Source organism: Pandoraea communis, assembly GCF_902459745.1.
Taxonomy (GTDB): domain Bacteria; phylum Pseudomonadota; class Gammaproteobacteria; order Burkholderiales; family Burkholderiaceae; genus Pandoraea; species Pandoraea communis.
The window spans coordinates 1,114,811-1,133,146 of the sequence record NZ_CABPSJ010000001.1; the positions used below are offsets into that span (position 1 = coordinate 1,114,811).

Consider the following 18,336-nt stretch of genomic DNA (forward strand, 5'->3'; position numbering starts at 1 on the left):
AAAGCGGCGAAAACGCGGGAAGCGGGTCAAACGCTCGCCGCATCGCAGTCGCTCGAAGCGTGTGGCGGACCGCAATCGACAGGGCTTAAAAACACCTTATCTGAGCATGCCTCAGTTTTTCCGATGGAATCGGCGGTGTCGATGGCATTCACGGCGTTCGCAGCGCAATGCTGAGACAGGCGCCGAATTCCGGTTAGCGGATGGTCATCTATGAAATCGCTTCGTCACTTGGCAATTCACGACGGAATCCCACCAACATCCAGCGGCACAAACCTGCTTCGGCGAGGAAAATATCGTCAAAAAGACGTTACCTGAGCACAGCTCAGTTTTGAGGCCGAAAATCGCCCGCCGGTCGTGCGCTTTCAAAAAAAGGCGCCGGTCGATACCATGGGACCCAATTTCGATCACGCACCGTCTTCTATCCGTGTCAGCAGTGTCCGCCTGGGCAAAATTGCCCATCGTTGTGTGGGTGCGGCGCCAATTCGCACCGAACACTCTGCAAATCACGCTGCTGCTTGCCGGCATCGTTGGTCTGCTGGGGGCGTTAGCAACCGTGGCGTTTCGCGAAGCGCTCTCGGGCCTGCAATTCCTGCTCGCCGGACACCGCAGCGGCATGGTCGAACTCGCGCAGAACCTGAACTGGTGGCAGCGACTGCTGCTGCCCACCGCCGGCGGACTGATCGCCGGGCTAATCCTGCAATACGCCACGTTGTGGGTGCCGAAGAAGGGCGCCGACGACTACATGGAAGCGATTGCCATCGGCACAGGCGTGCTTAGCCTGCGCCAGACACTCGTCAAAAGCCTGTCGTCGCTGTGCTCGGTGGCTTCGGGGGCGTCGATCGGGCGGGAAGGGCCGATGGTGCAGCTCGCCGCGATGTTCGCGTCGCTCGTCGGCCGTATTCTCGCGTTTCCACCGGAGCGTCTGCGTTTGCTCGTCGCCTGCGGCGCGACGGCCGGGATCACGTCGGCTTATAACGCCCCGATCGCGGGTGCACTGTTCATTTCCGAGATCGTCTACGGCTCGATTTCAACGGCAACGCTCGGCCCGCTGGTCGTGGCCTCGGTCATCGCGAACATCGTCATCCGCCAGTTCCTCGGCTACGAAGCGGTCTATCAGATGCCGCGCTTCGACTTCGTTTCCGGCTGGGAAGTCTTCTTCTACGTGGGCCTCGGCGTACTCGCGGGTGTGCTCGCGCCGCTGTTCCTGCGTCTGCTCGACACCGCCAAGGCACGCTTCGGCGCATTGCCCGTGCCGCTGTTCCTGCGTCTGACGCTGGGCGGTCTCGTCGTGGGCGTGCTGTCGCTGCAAGTGCCGCAGGTCTGGGGCAACGGATACAGCGTGGTCAACTCGATCCTGCACACCCACTGGGCCTGGCAGGCGCTGGCGATGGTGCTGGTATTCAAAGTGCTGGCAACCGCATCGTCGGCGGGTTCCGGCGCGGTGGGCGGTGTGTTTACACCCACGCTCTTCGTCGGCGCTGCACTCGGTAGCCTTTACGGTCTGGCGATGAACGCGCTCGCCCCAGCGACAGCCTCGGTGGCCAGCAGCTACGCGGTGGTCGGCATGGGCGCGTTTCTGGCGGCGACGACCTATGCACCGCTCATGTCGATCCTGATGATCTTTGAGATGACGCTGAGTTATCAGGTGGTGCTGCCTCTGATGTTGGCATGCGTGACGGCCTATCTCACCGCGCAGACACTGCGCGCCGACTCCGTGTACGCGAAGTCGCTGCGGCGCAATCGGGTTGCCGGCCGGTGGTTGTCGATGAGCAGCGAGGGCAGCGCGATGCGTCTGTCGTCGCTTGCGGTGGACAACGACGCCGTAGTGAGCGCCGCCGATCACTCGGAGAGCATCGGAGAGCGCTTTATCGCGACCGGCTATCGCAACCTCGTGGTGCGTGCACCGGACGGGCGCCTCGCCGGCACGCTGGACGCCGCGAACTGGTGGAAGCGTCAGGCCACCGGCAAGCCGGAACTGTGGACAGACGCGGTCACGCCATGCGAAGCACTCGACGGCGAAATGGCGTTAGTCGGCGCCCTGCGCGCGGTCGGCACGATGCACGCCGACTGGGTACCCGTGACGGATGGGGAAGGCAAGTGGCTGGGCGTCGTTTCGCTGCCGGGACTCATCGACATCGTGACCGAAGAGCGGGGGCGCGAATGAGCCATCGACCGGGCCCGAGCCGCATCCAGCCGGCAGAACCGGCAACCGCCACAGACGGCACGCCTTACTCGAGGGTGTTCGACGACGTCTATCACAGCGTCAACGGAGCGCTGGGGCAGGCACGGCACGTCTTTCTCGGTGGCAACGATCTTCCCGAGCGCTGGCGCGGCCGCGAGCAATTCGTGATCGTCGAGACCGGCTTCGGTCTGGGCCTGAATTTCCTCGCAACGTGGGCCGCGTGGCGAGACGATCCGCAGCGGCCCAAGCGGCTGCATTTCGTATCGGTAGAGAAGTTTCCGTTCCGCGCGCAGGATCTGCGCCGCGTTCTCGAGTCGATGCTCGTGCTGCCCGGCATGACCGAACTGGCGCCGCTCGTGCAGCGGCTGTGCGACGTCTGGCCGTCTCCGGTGGCGGGTTGGCACCGGCTGGAAGTGGCGCCCGGCGTGGTGCTGAGCGTCGGCTTCGGCGATTTTTTCGATCTGATGCCTTCGCTGCGGGCGGGTGCCGATGCCTTCTATCTCGACGGCTTCTCCCCGGCCAAGAATCCCGACTTGTGGACGGCCAACATCTTCAAGACGCTCAGCCGCCTGGCGCGCGACGGCGCGACGCTGTCCACCTACACGTCTGCCGGACAGGTGCGGCGCGATCTGATCGCCACCGGCTTCGCCATGGCACGGCGGCCTGGTTATGGCTACAAGCGCGACATGCTCGCGGGCCACTACGCGCCACCGTACCGGATGCGCCGGTACGATCCGCCCGTGGCCCCGCCGCCGCGAGCCCGAGAGGCCATCGTCGTCGGTGCCGGAATGGCGGGCGCGGCGATGGCGCGGCGGCTCATCGCGCGCGGCTGGCGGGTGCGTCTGTTCGAACGGGCACAGGCACCGGGCACTGCCGCATCGGGCAATCCGGCGGGCGTCTTTCATCCGCAACTCTCCGCGGACGACAATGTGTTGTCGCGCCTCACTCGCGCAGGGTTTCTGTACGCGCTCTCGCAATGGAGAACATTGCCGGGCGGGCTGCCCGGACGGGCCGACGGCTTGTTGCAGGTCGCCATGACCGACGTGGAAGCGCAGGCCATGCAGCAGCTCGCTGCCGTACACGGATATCCGGAAACGTACGCGAAGTGGGTCGACAAGACCCAGGCCTCGGCGCTTGCCGGGGAAACGCTGGCACACGGCGGTATCTGGTATCCGGAAGGCGGCTGGCTCGCACCGGCCATGCTGTGCCGCGCGGAGCTGGTCGCGGCCGGCCCGTCGCTTGACGCGCGCTACGGCGTGAACGTGCAACGGCTCGAACCGGGCAATGGCCGCTGGACCGCGATCGACGAGACGGGACGCGTGCTCGCCGAGGCCGACGTCGCGGTCGTGACGGCCGCCGATGTCTCACAGAAACTGCTCGCCCCGTATCTCGCGCCGGAGTTCCTGCCCGTCAAACGGGTGCGCGGGCAGTTGACCTTTCTGCCGCCCGACACGTTACCTGAGTTGCGCGTGCCGGTCTGCGGCGACGGCTATGTCGCACCATCGCCGCTCGGCGGCGCCGGGCCGGTCACAGGCGCGACATACGGCTTCGACGATCCGGCAGAGGAAGTGCGCGTGGCCGACCATCAAGCCAATTTGCGCCGTCTTGCCGCGCTACTGCCGGCCCGTGCCGACGTGTTCGGCGATGCAGGACTGGCCAGCGAAAGCGCCGCCGCCGAGCTTGGCGGACGCACGGCATTCCGCTCGTTGATGCCCGACAGGCTGCCGATGGCCGGGCAACTGCCGGATATGGCCGCCATCGAGCCGCTACGGCGACGGTTGACCGGTGGGCACCTGCGGGACCTGCCGCGTCTGGAAGGCCTGTACGCGAGCTTTGCGTTCGGTTCACGGGGACTGGTGTTCGCGTCGCTGTGTGCGGAACTGGTCGCCAGCCAAATCGAAGGCGAGCCGTGGCCCATCGGTGCGGATCTGGCCGACGCCATCGACCCGGCTCGCTATGTGATGCACGCGCTGCGCAAAGGCTGACAGCCCGCGTGCGGGCGTGTCACCTCACACCACCGCTCGCCGCCAGGTTTCCGTTTGTTCCGGATCGCAAGCCGACGCCCACGCATATCCGCTCGCCGCGTCCCTTACGCCTGCGTGTGACAGCGACTAAAGTGTTTTTCTCCGAAAATCGGCGCTGCGCCAATAAATCGAATCTGACCCTATAGGGGTAAAAAGCCCGCCCCATGCGGGGCCGACGCGCCTACGGCGCTTGCCCCGTACCTTCCCGCGCTCGCCCGATGTTCGTCCCGCAAGCCTGACATTCCCCTTGTTCGGCAGGGTGAGGAAACGCAACCGTCCGAACGTCCTCGTGCGACGGGCCGACGGTCAACGTGACGGCCGTTTGAAATCGGCAGAAACCGAGTGTGGCAAAATGAACCCAACCCTTCGGGTTCGTCGCGCATTTGTCCTTCATCTGCAACCCCGCGCGCGACTTCTTTCCTTTTCACCACTTGATGCGCCGTCAAGCGGCGCAAAGCGAGCATTAATGACGTCGGAACTGTCCCTTTTTCCGGGCTGGCCGCCGGCGCCCGATCCCGTTTTCTTCGCCGGGCTGGCATTGGTATTTGCCGGACTCGCCGGGGAGATCTGTTTCCGGAAATTGCGCCTGCCGCGCATTACCGGTTACGCCGTGGTCGGGCTAGCCGGTGGCACCCTGGGTCTTTCCTCGATGCTGGACGCGCAGACAAGCGCGGCCATCCGGCTGCTGATCGACCTGGCACTGGGCCTGCTGTTGTTCGAACTGGGCAGCCGCCTCAACCTGAAATGGATGCGGGCGAATCCCTGGATCATCGTCACCAGTGCGCTGGAAGCCTTGCTCACCTTCGTGGCCGTCTATGCGGTGCTGCGCGTCTTCGGTGTATCGCCGCTGACGGCTGTCCTCATCGGCGCCATCAGCATGGCGACCTCGCCTGCCGTGGTCATCCAGCTCAAGAACGAACTGAGGGCCGAAGGTCAGGTGACGGAGCGTTTGCTGGCGCTGGCGGCGCTCAACAGCGTGTACGCCGTCGTCGCAGTCAAGCTTGTCTACGGCTGGATGCACCAGGCTTATCACTCCAGCTTCTGGGTGGTGCTGTTTCACCCGTTGTACCTGCTCATCGGCTCGATCGTGCTGGCATTCGTCCTTGCGAAAGCCTGCAATCTCGTCTTCCGCAAATTCGGCAGTCAGGACCATCACGCCTTCGTGGTGCTCATCGGTCTGATCATGTTGATGGTCGCGCTCGTGCATATGCTCAAGCTGCCGAATTCGCTCACGCTGCTGCTTGCCGGGATCATTTTCCGGAACGTCGAGGAGCGTCCGCAGCTTTGGCCCGCATATTTCGGCACGGCGGGCTGGCTGCTCGCGGTTGTGCTCTTCGTTCTGACATCGCTGGCGTTCCAGTGGCAATACGTCGTGATCGGCGGGTTGGCGGCACTGGCGATCATCGTCGTGCGCTCGCTCGCCAAGGTGGTGGGCACGGTTGCCTTCGCCCATCAGGCAGGAATCAGCTACAAGCAGGCCATCGCGCTCGGGTTGTCGTTGTGCCCGATGGCCAGTCTCGCGTTCGTACTCGTTGCCGATACGTACGACATCTACCCGCAGTTCGACCCGATGCTCAAGGCCGTGGTGATGTGTGCCATTGCCCTGCTGCAACTGCTTGGGCCGTTGGCAGTCTATTGGGCATTGGCCCTTGTCGGTGAACGGAAGGATTAAGCCATGTCATTAGAAGAATTCATTCCCTCGAAGCCGTGCACTTTCGGCGTGGAGCTGGAGATGCAACTCGTCAATCGTCACGATTACGATCTGACGAAGGCCGCTGCCGATCTGATGCGGCTCGTGGCCAAGGAGACACATCCGGGCGAGATCAAGCCGGAAATGACCGAAAGCATGATCGAGTTGTCGACGGACATCTGCCATCAGCACAGCGATGCCGTGAAGCAACTCCGGCGGGTCCGCGATGTGCTGGTGGCCGCGAGCGAGCAACTTAACGTCGGCTTGTGCGGCGGCGGCACGCATGCCTTCCAGCGCTGGAGCGAACGCACGATCTACGACTCGCCGCGTTTTCACTTCCTCTCCGAGCTTTACGGCTACCTCGCCAAGCAGTTCACGGTGTTCGGTCAGCACGTCCATATCGGCTGTCCGGACCCCGACAGCGCGCTATACCTGCTTCACGCCATGTCGCGTTATATCCCGCACTTTATCGCGCTCTCGGCATCGTCGCCGTACGTGCAGGGGGTCGACACGGGCTTCCATTCGGCGCGCCTGAATTCGGTATTCGCGTTTCCACTCTCGGGCCGTGCGCCGTTCGTTCTGAAGTGGGAGGACTTCGAGACGTACTTCGACAAGATGGTGAAAACCGGGGTTGTCGAGAGCATGAAGGACTTCTACTGGGATATCCGTCCTAAACCGGGTTTTGGGACGATCGAAGTGCGAGTCATGGATACCCCCTTGTCGGTCGACCGCGCGGCCGCCATCGCCTGTTATATCCAATCTCTGGCCCGTTATCTGCTCGAGGAACGTCCGTTCGTCCTGAGCGAAGACGATTACCTCGTCTACACGTTCAATCGCTTCGAGGCCTGCCGTTTCGGTCTGGACGGCGCCTACGTGGACCCGCAGACGGGCGAGCGCACCACACTGGGGCAGCACGTTGCACAGACGCTGGAGGTCATCAAGCCGCACGCAGCGGCGCTGGAGGCCGAAGCTGCCTGTGAAGAAATCCGTCAGCTCGTTGCCTCGGGAAAGAACGACGCCGTTTGGTTGCGCGAAGTGTACGCCGACGCGAAATCGCTCAACGAAATGGTTCGCCAGCAATGCTTGCGATGGGCGGCATGACCTGATGCCGCGGGAAACGGCGCCGTTTCCCGACCGTTTGTCTTTGGCAACACCCGTCGTTATGCGATCGGTGTGACGAAACCCCGCCTTGGCGGGGTTTTTTATTGCCTGCCGGGTTTGCGGCACACGGAATCTGCGGCACTGGACAGGACGAGCCTCCAGGGTGTGCCGCTAACGGGGCAGAACGTGTTGGCAAGGCCGGATCACGCACCGCGAGCGCTGCGTTTTCCACTGTCCGGGCTGAGCGGGTTTTGCGGTTTTCGCGTCGCTCGTAGTCAGTTTTTAAGGTTTTAATAGGTTTACTGTATGTATACATAGTAGTAGTTAACAAAGGCAGCTCACTCCTGTGGATAACCACAGTTAACGCCGTGTAAACAGAAAGTTGCCCGAATGAGAACTGGATGGACAAACAGCGGGTATCCCAAGGACAACTCGGAACAGTTTTTGCCCCCTGTGGAAAGATTCGCAAGTTATCCCGAACCCATGCACATCTAGTCCGATAAGTTATCCATAAAGTTATCCACAGGCGCCTAAATTTTGTGCAAGACACCCCCGAAAACGGGGTTTTGTGGATAATTTTGATGTTCTTGCGTTGGCCGGCCGGTTCGCGGATACAATCTCGCCACTTCGTTTTTTCGACTTGCCGCGCGTGGTGTAAGAAGTGATTGATGTTGGTTTTGCTGGCGGTAACGAGCGAAATCGCCGGTACTGTCAAATTCTTCGATTCGCATGTCCAGAACGTGTTACCTGCGGGCACGCCGAGTCCTTATTTCCCCACTTTTCTGCGGAACCTTGCCGCCGCCGACTGGCGACTGGCAGTCGTGTTTCAAATAATTTGCGTTCTGTCCGAAACGCGGGACGGCGATTTCGTGCGCATGAAAAGCCTGCGGCGGCCGGAAATTTCTTGAGGATCGGGGAGAGTCTCCGATGGCTGACAAAGCAAACCGGAGATGAGCGGCAAGTAGCGACACGGCCCGCAAGCCATAGCCGGCGTGGCTTTGCGGGGAAAAATAAAAAAGATGCGGGATGCGACGCGGTTCGACAGACGGTTGTGCGTTACACCTATTCAGCAATCGATGAAATTCGCATGGGATGCGAAACATTTTTCGACAGAAAACGCTTCGCACCACGAGTGCGCAGGACACCAATATTTTGTAAACATCGTGAGTAGGATTTGGGAGATCAGTACAAGAACTGATACGCCAAAATTCAACTCAGAACACACAATGGAATCGTGGTGGGGCGGCGAGTTCAACAGCGACTTGCCGTCGCGTATCGACACGGAAGTGGCTTAGGGTTTCCCCCGGGCGGGGCGCCGAAATGAAGAAATTGCAATGTTTAGACGTGTGATGCACCGCCCGTGGGTTCATTTGACAAGCTGTATTACCGACGTATAGTTTTTAGAAATCCTAACGAAAATCATGGCTACTCCGACCCCACTAGATGAAGCGCTGTCCAAGCGCGTAACGGCAGGTTTGTTGCGCATGGGAACCGCGTTACGGAGCCACGCCTGGGAGGGCGCGGCAATGGCTGGATTGACGCCGACGCAGGGCGAGATTCTTACGCTTCTGCTCATGCGCGGCGTGCCGATGCGATTAGGCGAGATTGCGGAGGATGCCGCACTCACATCGGCCACGGTCAGCGAGGCCGTGAGTACATTGGAAAGCAAAGGGCTTGTCGAGAAACGGCGTGATGCCAACGATGGTCGTGCTCTCGCGCTTCGTCTGACGGCGCGCGGCAAGACGGCCGCCAAAAAGGCGTCGCAATGGCCGAACTTCCTGACCTCGGCGTCTGACTCGCTCGCCGACAAGGAATGTACCCAGCTCTACCGGACACTCGTCAAACTGATCTTCACGATGCAGGAGCGTGGCGACATGCCGCCGCAGCGCATGTGTCTGACGTGCAGCCACTTCGCGGTGTTGGAACGCGGCAAAGGGCAATACCACTGCAATCACTTCAATGCGAATTACGACGATTCGCACCTGCCGCTCGACTGCAACGCGCACGAGCTTGCCGACATCGCTGCGCAGCGCAAAGTCTGGAAGCTGTACAACAAGACCTGATCGGCAGACCGTCGTTCGTCATGCACAAGTGGCGTGAACGAAGGGGGAAAACGTCATTCGGTACCGGATGACGTTTTTTTTCGTCATGCGTTGTCACGCACACGATCGCCGCCTGCCTGTACACTGCGCTTTTTTGTATCCACGAAACCTCGTCGCATAGAGATGGCAGCCAAGCGCAGAATCGAAGTCAGGAAGTCCGGCGTCCACGGTAAGGGGGTGTACGCGGTCAAGCGTCTCAAGAAAGGGGATCGCGTGATCGAGTACAAGGGCGAGATCATTTCGTGGCGTGAGGCCTTGCGCCGCCATCCTCATGATCCGGCGCACCCGACACATACCTTCTATTTCAGTCTGGAAGACGGTCGCTGCATCGACGGCAAGGTCGACGGTAACAATGCCCGCTGGATCAACCACGCCTGCTCGCCGAACTGCGAAGCGCGCGAAGAGGGCGAACATGTCTATATCTACGCCACGCGCGAGATCGAGCCGGGCGAAGAACTTTTCTACGATTACGGTCTGGTGATCGACGCGCGCTACACGGCAAAACTCAAACGTGAATACGCCTGCCACTGTGGCAGCAAGGCGTGCCGCGGCACATTGCTCGCGCCGAAGCGCTGAGTGCGTCGGGCATGACCGGCGGTACGACACGCCGAGTCTGCGGGGGAAGCATTGCGGCATCGGTGCGGATCGGGCCGTGGTGAGGTGGCTGGCCGCGATGCCGTCCGATGCTGAGGGAAATGCCCCTAATGCGGTGACGGGGGGCAAAGAAACTTCAGGCGGGTGAGTTAACTCGAGGCGCGATCACCGGCGAACTGATCGATGGCCAGCGCCAGATCGACGTCGCGTTGCGTCAATCCGTCGGCGTCGTGCGTCGAGAGGGTGATGTCCACGCGGTTGTAGACGTTGAACCACTCCGGATGATGATTCATCTTCTCGGCTTTGAGCGCGACCTGTGCCATGAAGCCGAAGGCCTCGTTGAAGTCGTGAAACGTGAAACTGCGTTGGATGGCGTCGCGTCCGACCACCTGGTGCCACTCGGGCAGCACTTCGGTCAGACTGGCGCGTGCCTCGGATGAGAGTCGTGTTGTCATGGCATTCCTTTCAAAGCGTTCAGTGCAAATCGGGCAGATTCGAGTTCACCGGGGCCGGCTAGGCGTCAGGAGGATTGTCGGCTGAGCCGGACGCAGTGCCCATGAATCGGCAGGCTTGCCGGTTCATTCGGGCTATTGTTCCACAGGCGGGCGTCGCGTGTGCGTGAGCCGCGTCTGAAAGCGCGACGTGTAAAGGACTAATCGCAGGAATCCGGGGCTGTGACAGGCACTAGGGAAGACCGGCCCGGAACGCACCGGGCCATGCCATCATGCCGGCAACAGGATTTGCGTGTCTTCGGGACGACGGGCGTTGGCCTCGAAAGCCTGCTGCTCGGCGAACGTCTTGAACAGCGCCGGCAGGTCGGCGCGCATGGCGTCGAACAGTTGGGCAAAATCATCGATCACGAAGTACGTCTGCTGGAAGGTGTCGATGCGGTATTGCGTGCGCAGCACCCGTTCGAGCGAAAATCCGAGGCGATTGGGCTCGCGCGACGTCAGCGAGAACTCGGTTTCGCCACGGCTCGAGACGATACCGGCGCCATAGATGCGCAGACCGTCGCCGTCACGCATCAGACCGAATTCGACCGTGTACCAATACAGACGCGCGAGCAGCGGCAGTGCCCCCAGCGATTGCGCGACCTTGCCGGCCTTGCCGTAGGCTTGCATGAAGTCGGCGAACACCGGATTCGCGAGCAACGGCACGTGACCGAAGACGTCGTGGAAGCAATCGGGTTCTTGCAGGTAGTCGAGCTGATCGGGACGACGCATCCACCAAGTGGCCGGGAAACGGCGATTGGCGAGATGATCGAAGAAGACGTCGTCCGGCACGAGGCCGGGCACGGCCACGACTTGCCAGCCGGTTGCCGCCATCAGTTTTTCGTTCAGGCGAGCGAACTCGGGCACGCGACGCGCGTCCATGTCGAGAGCGCGAACGCCGTCCATGAAGGCGTCGCAGACGCGGCCCGGAAGCATGGCCGTTTGACGCGCGTAAAGTTGCTGCCATACCGCGTGATCGATCGCGCCGTATTGTTCGACGGGCTGATCGATGGTGAAGTCGGGCCGGGTCGTGAGACCGGCATCGAATTGCTCCTGGAGCATGGCGGTAATGGACATGATACGAACGACTCAATCAAGCAGTTGCAATGATTAAAAGTGTAGTGCGCATCGCATGCGAAATGGGCGCATAATGCGCCTGTGGTGAAAGTCGTTTGCATAAATCTCGCATAAAAATGTACTTTGTTGCGGAGAATCGTCATGCTTGATCTGGATCAATTCGATTTGGCTCTTCTGGACGCGTTGCAGAGGAACGGTCGGGAAACGCATCATCAATTGGCGGAGCGCGTGGCGCTCTCGCCGTCGCAGATCGGTCGTCGCCTGCAAAAGCTCGAGTCGGACGGGATTATCGAGGGGTATCGCGTGGTACTGCGCCCCGAGGCGTTGGGCCTGACGGTGACGGCGTTCACGTCGCTGCGGCTGAAACATCACGGCGACAAGCCCATCGAGAACTTTCAGAAGCAGATAGAACTATTGCCGGAAGTGCTCGAATGCCACGCGGTGGTTGGCGAAGCCGATTACCTGCTGCGCATCGTGGTGCCGGATCTGAACGCCCTGTCGACGTTCGTGATGAAACGGCTCATGCAGGTGCCCGGTGTGGAGAATGTGCGCTCGAACATCGTGCTGAGCGCGTTCAAGCGCAGCAATGCGTTACCGCTGCACTACGTGGTCACCAAACAAACGCAACGCTAAGCGGGCGCGGCGTCATGCCGCTTCGCTTTGCCGCATTCCCCGGACTGGCCCGGCTTGCCGGCGCTATTTCGCTGGCCTGACCGATGCAAAGCGCGGCCAGCCGGCGGCGCTTTGGCCCGTCCCGGCTGCCCGTTCGCATCAGTCGGCGGGCATCAGCCATGGCTTCACGTAGCGTCCATAGATCAACGACTGGACAAGCGCGACGGTGGAGCCGACCAACACTTCGATGACGCGCAGCACGGCGAGGCTCGGCTCTTCATACAGGCCCCGCCCCCAATCCCGGCTGATTCCGATGCAGCCACGCCGCCATTCCGAAATATCGTGCCCCGTCGCAGATCTGAGGGGGAACGGTTCGAATTGCCAAAGATCGCGGGTTAGAATCGCCTGACAAGAATTCGGGAGGAGTCCGGCATGCATCGTCGAACGCAACGCGTCTGGCTGACCGCGCCGATGGCGTGGGCGGCACTGTGTCTTGGAATGTTCGTGACGTCGCCGGCTCAGGCGGCGCGTGTCGCGAGCGTGAGTCCGCAGGGCGAGGTCGCCAGCGTAGACCAGGTGGTCGTCAAATTCGACGAAGCCATCGTGCCGGCGGGTGATCCGCGCGCTCAGGCACCGGCCACCGTGAGGTGCTCTGATACCTCGCTCACCGGCGAGGGCCATTGGCTCGAACCGAAGATCTGGGTTTACGACTTCCGACAACCGCTCCCGCCTGGCGCGAAGTGTTCGGTCGAGATGCGCAGCGGCTTGTCCGCCGTCTCAGGTGCCGCGCTATCGGGCACCACGCGCTATGCATTCAACACCGGCGGCCCGGCCGTCACGTCCATCCGTCCGTCGTACGGCGCCATCGACGAAAACCAGATATTCATCCTCACGCTTAACGGTGCGGCAACCCCTGCCAGCGTGCGCCAGAACGCCTGGTGCGAAACCGAGGGCGTTGGCGAGCGCATCGGCGTGAAGTGGATCGAGGGCGATACGCGAAGCGCGCTGATCAAACGCTTCAATCTCGATAAGCAGGCTGCGCGCGTGGTTATGCTGCAATGCAACCGCACGCTCGCGGCAGGTTCGAAGATGCATCTGGTTTGGGGGGCGGGCATCAGCACGCCGTCGGGGGTGCCGACCAAGCAGGCTCGACGCTTCGAATACGACGTGCGCGAGCCGTTTACCGCCAGCTTCAGTTGTGAGCGTGAGAACGCGAACGCACCGTGCACGCCGTTGCGCCCGCTGCGTCTGACGTTCAACTCGCCGGTCGCTCGCGATATGGCGGCCAAAATCCGCCTGCAAGGCGCGGGCGCGGAGCGCTCACCGAAGTTCACTGATTCGGATCGCTCTTCGAGCGTGAACGAGGTGACGTTCGATGCGCCTTTCCCTGAGAAAGCCGAACTGACCGTCACGCTCCCGAAGGGATTTACGGACGACAGTGGTCGCGTGCTCGATAACGCCGGCGAATTTCCGCTGAAAACGAAAACCGCGACGATGCCGCCGCTCGCCAAGTTCGCTGCCGCACCGTTCGGGATCGTAGAGCGTTTTGCCGAGCCCGGCATGCCGCCGATGTTGCCGGTCACGCTGCGCAAGGTCGAGCCCGTGCTGCAGATCAATGGGCTCGGTGTTGCCGGAGAGGCCGCCAAAGCGAATGAGGGCGGCCGCACCCTGCAGTTGCGCGTGGACGACGATGCCGAAGTCATGAACTGGATGTCGCGCGTGCGTCGCTTCGATGAGACGACGATGACGCGCAAGCAGATTGCGCAGGAGATGCCGTCGATTCTGACTGCCCCGGCGGCGAAAGACGCTTTCGGCCCGAACGCGGCGGTGATCGTCGAGGACAAGGTCACGCGTTACGACACGCGTAGCCTGTCGTTGCTGTCGGGATTGCAGGGGGTTCAGGCGTTGACCTTGCCCGTGCCCAAGGAGAAGGACCTACGCCCGTTCGAGGTGGTGGGCATTCCGTTCCAGAAGCCCGGCTTCTATGTCGTGGAGTTGGCTTCGCCGTCGCTCGGGGCGGCGCTGCTCGGCAAGTCGTTGCCGATGTACGTGCGTACCACCGTGCTTGTCACGAATCTCGGTGTGCATTTCAAGATGGGCCGCGAGAACGCCGTTGCATGGGTGACGACGCTTGACAAAGGCCAGCCGGTCGCCAACGCGAAGGTGCGGGTGCTCGATTGCGATGGTACGGAAGTCGCCAGCGCTGTCACGGACAAGACGGGGGTAGCGAAGATCGACAAATCGCTCGAGCGATACCGGTATTGCGAGAAGACCATGCGCTCGGGGTACTTTGTCGTCGCGCGCACGCAAGGGAACGATCCCGACATGGCGTTTGTATCGTCCGACTGGGATCGCGGCATCGAGCCGTGGCGCTTCCATGTGCCGACCGATGGTGGCAGCAGTCCGACCGTGCGCGCACAGACGGTCTTCGACCGCATGCTGTTCCGTGTCGGCGAAACGGTGTCGATGAAGCACTTCATCCGCCAGGAAACCATGCAGGGGCTGGCATTGCCGGCGAGTCTGCCGTCTCAACTGACGATCACGCACCAAGGCTCAGGACAAACCTACACACAGCCTATCAAGTGGCGCAACGGGCGGTTGGCCGAGAACACCTTCCAGATTCCGCAAGGCGCGAAACTCGGGGAGTATGCGGTAACGCTCGACTATACGGATACCGATTCGCGCCCGAAGTCGTATCCCTCGTCGCTCGACGCAGGACACTTCCGCGTGGAGGCCTTCCGTCTGCCGGTGCTCGCGGGCTCGATTGGCGTGCGCGACGCGGGGAAGGCTCCACTCGTCAACAAGACGGAAGCGCCGGTCAACGTACAGGTGAATTACGTCGCGGGGGGACCCGCCGGTAATTTGCCCGTGCGCGTCTCCGCGCTGTTGCGCGTGCGTGACCTGACGTTCGACGGATACGACGATTTCAGCTTCATGCCCTATCGTCCGCCGTCGGCTCAGTCGGGGGCCGACGATGACGACCAGGGCAACGACGAGAGTTCGGGGTCGAGCGATCAGAAGCTGGTGGCCGACAAACAACGGCTGGTGCTGGATCGAAACGGTGCTGGCAGTCTGACGCTCAAGGATCTGCCGAAGGTCGATCGTCCGAGCGATCTGGTGCTTGAAGCGAGTTTTGCAGACCCGAACGGCGAGATTCAGACGCTTCGCGGTAACGCCACGCTTTGGCCCGCGAATCTGATCACCGGCGTGCGCAGCGAGAGTTGGGTATCCGTGACGAACAAGCTGCCGGTGAAGGCACTCGCGCTCGATCTGCAAGGCAAGCCGAAGGCCGGGGTTGCGATGGATGTGCGTGCCGAGGCGCGAATTACCACCAGCAGCCGCAAGCGAATGGTGGGGGGCTTCTACGCCTACGACAACCGCATCGAGGTCAAGGATCTCGGAACCGTGTGCAGCGGGAAGACGGACGAGCGCGGTTTGCTGTCGTGCGACGTATCTCTCTCTCAGCCGGGCGAGATCACGCTCGTTGCACAGGCCAAGGACGACAAGGGTAATTTAAGCACCTCGACGACGAGTGTATGGGTGACGGGACGCGGCGAGGTCTGGTTCGGTGGCGACAACACCGACCGCATGGACGTGCTGCCTGAGCGCCGCGCCTATGAGCCGGGCGAGACGGCCAAACTGCAGGTGCGCATGCCATTCCGCTCTGCGACGGCGCTTGTGGCGATCGAGCGCGAAGGGGTGATGGAGACGCGCACGATGGAGATCTCGGGCAAGGACCCGAACATCTCCCTCAAGGTCGATCCGTCCTGGGGCCCGAACGTCTATGTGTCGGTGTTGGCGGTGCGCGGTCGCATCCATGAGGTGCCCTGGTACTCATTCTTCCAATGGGGTTGGAAGCAGCCAATAGAGTGGTTTCGTGCCTTCTGGTACGAAGGCCGGGAGTATCAGGCGCCGACGGGGCTGGTGGATCTGGGCAAGCCGGCTTATCGCTTCGGGCTGACCGAGTTGCGCGTGGGCACGGCGGGACAACGTCTCGGCGTGGAGGTGAAGCCCGATGCGGCGACCTATCCGGTGCGAGGTCACGCCAAGGTGCGCATCAAGGTCACGCAGCCGGACGGCAAGCCGGTGGCGGCGGGATCGGAGGTTGCCGTTGCTGCGGTTGACGAAGCACTGCTCGAACTGGCGCCGAACACGAGTTGGCGTTTGCTCGACGCCATGTGGCAACGGCGCAGCTATAGCGTGACGACCGCCACCGCGCAGATGGAGATCATCGGACGCCGGCATTATGGCCGCAAGGCGGTACCGGCAGGCGGGGGCGGGGGCAAGAGTCCGACGCGCGAGCTGTTCGACACGCTATTGCTCTGGCAGCCGCGTGTAGTGCTCGACGACAAGGGCGAGGCGAGCGTGGACGTACCGCTCAACGACTCGTTGTCCAGCTTCCGCATCGTGGCCGTTGCCGACGATGGCAAGCCCGGTGCGCAGGCGCTTGGCTGGTTCGGCACGGGGACGGCGACCATTCGCACCACGCAGGATCTGCAACTGATCTCGGGATTGCCGCCGCTGGTGCGCGAAGGTGACAACTATCGTGCCCAGTTCACCGTGCGCAATACGACGCAGCACCCCATGCAGGTGCAGTTGAGTGCACGGGCGACCCAACTGACGCTGGCACCGCAACGCGTTGACGTGCCGGCCGGTGAGTCGCGTGAAGTGGCTTGGGAAGTCACGGCGCCTGCCGGGCTGGCCGACACGCGTGCCCAACGATTGCTGTGGGAGGTGAGTGCTCAGGCTCCGGCGGCAGGTGGGGCTCCCGCGGCGAGCGACACGATCAAGGTCGGGCAGGACATTCAGCCATCGTTGCCTGCGAGCGTTCAGCAGTCGGTGCTCACGCAGGTCGAAGGCAGTCTGACGTTACCGATGGCGCCGCCGTCGGGCGCTGTGGCGGACAGCACCGGCAAGCTGCGCGGCGGCGTGCGCATCAGCATGCAGCCGCGTCTGTCGCAGGGATTGCCCGGCGTAAAGCGCTGGTTCGAGCTGTATCCGTATGCCTGTCTGGAGCAGCAGGCGTCGAAGGCGCTCGGCTTGCGTGACGTCGCCCAGTGGAAGCGGGTGATGGGTATGCTGCCGTCGTATCTCGATGAAGACGGGCTGGCGAGCTACTTCCCGCCGCAGGAGGGCTTCGCCAATCAGGGCAGCGATACGCTTACCGCTTATCTGCTGGCCGTGAGCAGCGAAGCGAAGGCGCTCGACCCGGCGTACGTTCTGCCGGACGACGCGCTGGCTCGCATGGAGGACGGCCTGACGGCGTTCGTGGAAGGACGCCTCACGCGTCGCTTCTGGGCACCGCGCGACGATCTGACACTGCGCAAGCTCACCGCGATCGAGGCGCTGTCCCGGTATGGACGGGCAAACGCGCGCATGCTGAGTTCGCTCGCCATTGCGCCGAACGATTGGCCGACGTCGGCAGTCATCGATTGGTATGCCATCCTGCAACGCTTGCCCGATGCGCCGCAGCGTGCCGAGCGTTTGGCGCAGGCCGAGCAGATCCTGCGCGCGCGCCTGTCGTATCAGGGCACGCGGGTGGGCTTCTCGACACAGGCGAGCGACGGGCTCTGGTGGCTGATGGTTGGCCCGGAGACCAACGCCGCGCGTCTGGCGTTACTGATGAACGCGAACCCGGCCTGGAAGGACGAAATGCCCCGTCTCGTAATCGGGCTGCTGGGGCTGCAATCGCGCGGTGCCTGGTCGACGACAACGGCCAACGTGTGGGGCGGATTGGCGGTGGATCGCTTCTCGGCACGCTTCGAGCGCGACACGCCGACCGGGCAAACCGCCATTCAGTGGCAGCGCGACAACCAGACGAGCGGCGCCGTGCAAACCGTCGACTGGGCCAAGCTCAAGGCGGGCACCGTGCCACCCACGGTCTCGCTGCCGTGGCTGAGCCACGCCGCCGCCGGCACGGACAGCGCGCGCGATGTGTTGCGTCTCGAGCAGACGGGGGCGGGTAAGCCATGGGCGACGATCCAGAGCTTGGCTGCCGTTCCGCTCAAAGCGCCGTTCGCGGCCGGCTACCGCGTGACGCGCAGCGTTCAGGTGCAAGACGCTGCGGATCGCTCGGGTGACAGCTTCGTGCGGGGTGCCGTGCTGCGTGTGCGGCTGGATATCGACGCACAGGCCGATATGCGCTGGGTCGTGGTGAGCGATCCGCTGCCCGGCGGGGCGACGGTGCTCGGCGGCGGGTTGGGACGAGATTCGGCTATCGCTACGCAAGGGGAGAAGAGTGAAGGCGCGATGCCGGCGTTCGAGGAAAGAGCGCAGGACGCTTATCGTGCGTATTACGACTACCTGCCAAAGGGCCAGCATCGGATTGAGTACACGGTGCGTCTGAACAACGTGGGCAAGTTCGCCACGCCGCCGACGCGTGTCGAAGCAATGTACGAGCCTGCGATGTACGGCGAGACGCCCAACGCGCCCGTGCAAGTGGTGCCTGCGAAACCGTGACGAA

At 62.5% G+C, this 18,336-nt stretch carries 12 protein-coding genes; 9 read left to right on the plus strand and 3 right to left on the minus strand.

Translation table 11 applies throughout. The annotated features are described in order from the left end of the window. Positions 1-463: 463 nt before the first annotated feature. From PCO31110_RS05085 to PCO31110_RS05115, 7 genes are all read left to right on the plus strand, one after another. Positions 464-2,164: a ClcB-like voltage-gated chloride channel protein gene (locus tag PCO31110_RS05085; protein WP_036664654.1), complete on the plus strand. Its 1,701-nt coding sequence runs from the start codon at positions 464-466 to the stop codon at positions 2,162-2,164. After that, positions 2,161-4,167 (plus strand): bifunctional tRNA (5-methylaminomethyl-2-thiouridine)(34)-methyltransferase MnmC2/FAD-dependent 5-carboxymethylaminomethyl-2-thiouridine(34) oxidoreductase MnmC1, encoded by a 2,007-nt coding sequence (mnmC, locus tag PCO31110_RS05090; protein WP_150689780.1) that lies wholly within the window; start codon positions 2,161-2,163, stop codon positions 4,165-4,167. The genes PCO31110_RS05085 and mnmC overlap by 4 nt, the downstream gene beginning before the upstream one ends. A gap of 505 nt (positions 4,168-4,672) precedes the next feature. Further along, positions 4,673-5,878 carry a cation:proton antiporter gene (locus PCO31110_RS05095; protein WP_010806648.1) on the plus strand — a complete coding sequence of 402 codons (1,206 nt, stop codon included), beginning with the start codon at positions 4,673-4,675 and terminating at the stop codon, positions 5,876-5,878. A gap of 3 nt (positions 5,879-5,881) precedes the next feature. After that, positions 5,882-6,997, plus strand: coding sequence for a YbdK family carboxylate-amine ligase (locus tag PCO31110_RS05100; protein WP_010806647.1), 1,116 nt, complete (start codon positions 5,882-5,884; stop codon positions 6,995-6,997). Positions 6,998-7,665: 668 nt separating this feature from the next. Then, positions 7,666-7,905, plus strand: coding sequence for a hypothetical protein (locus tag PCO31110_RS05105; protein WP_010806646.1), 240 nt, complete (start codon positions 7,666-7,668; stop codon positions 7,903-7,905). A 513-nt stretch (positions 7,906-8,418) separates the two neighbouring features. Continuing rightward, a complete protein-coding gene (locus PCO31110_RS05110) occupies positions 8,419-9,060 on the plus strand; it encodes a MarR family winged helix-turn-helix transcriptional regulator (RefSeq protein WP_036664609.1) in 642 nt (213 codons plus the stop codon). A gap of 162 nt (positions 9,061-9,222) precedes the next feature. Continuing rightward, positions 9,223-9,675, plus strand: coding sequence for an SET domain-containing protein (locus PCO31110_RS05115; protein WP_010806644.1), 453 nt, complete (start codon positions 9,223-9,225; stop codon positions 9,673-9,675). Between the two features lie 167 nt (positions 9,676-9,842). Here PCO31110_RS05115 and PCO31110_RS05120 read toward each other — a convergent pair whose 3' ends face one another. Beyond that, positions 9,843-10,148, minus strand: a complete 306-nt coding sequence (locus tag PCO31110_RS05120; protein WP_010806643.1) for a 4a-hydroxytetrahydrobiopterin dehydratase — start codon at positions 10,146-10,148, stop codon at positions 9,843-9,845. A gap of 267 nt (positions 10,149-10,415) precedes the next feature. After that, positions 10,416-11,261, minus strand: a complete 846-nt coding sequence (phhA, locus tag PCO31110_RS05125; RefSeq protein ID WP_010806642.1) for a phenylalanine 4-monooxygenase — start codon at positions 11,259-11,261, stop codon at positions 10,416-10,418. Positions 11,262-11,402: 141 nt separating this feature from the next. Here phhA and PCO31110_RS05130 point away from each other — a divergent pair, with 141 nt between their 5' ends. Continuing rightward, positions 11,403-11,894 carry an Lrp/AsnC family transcriptional regulator gene (locus PCO31110_RS05130; RefSeq protein WP_010806641.1) on the plus strand — a complete coding sequence of 164 codons (492 nt, stop codon included), beginning with the start codon at positions 11,403-11,405 and terminating at the stop codon, positions 11,892-11,894. A 138-nt stretch (positions 11,895-12,032) separates the two neighbouring features. On the opposite strand, the gene PCO31110_RS25595 is transcribed toward PCO31110_RS05130, so the two are convergent. Further along, the gene (locus PCO31110_RS25595) at positions 12,033-12,311 is read right to left on the minus strand and encodes a hypothetical protein (protein ID WP_174979323.1); all 279 of its coding nucleotides are present in this window, start codon (positions 12,309-12,311) and stop codon (positions 12,033-12,035) included. Here PCO31110_RS25595 and PCO31110_RS05140 point away from each other — a divergent pair. Further along, complete coding sequence (locus PCO31110_RS05140; RefSeq protein WP_150689781.1) at positions 12,306-18,332, plus strand: alpha-2-macroglobulin family protein; 6,027 nt, start codon at positions 12,306-12,308, stop codon at positions 18,330-18,332. The genes PCO31110_RS25595 and PCO31110_RS05140 overlap by 6 nt on opposite strands. The last annotated feature ends 4 nt before the right edge of the window (positions 18,333-18,336 follow it).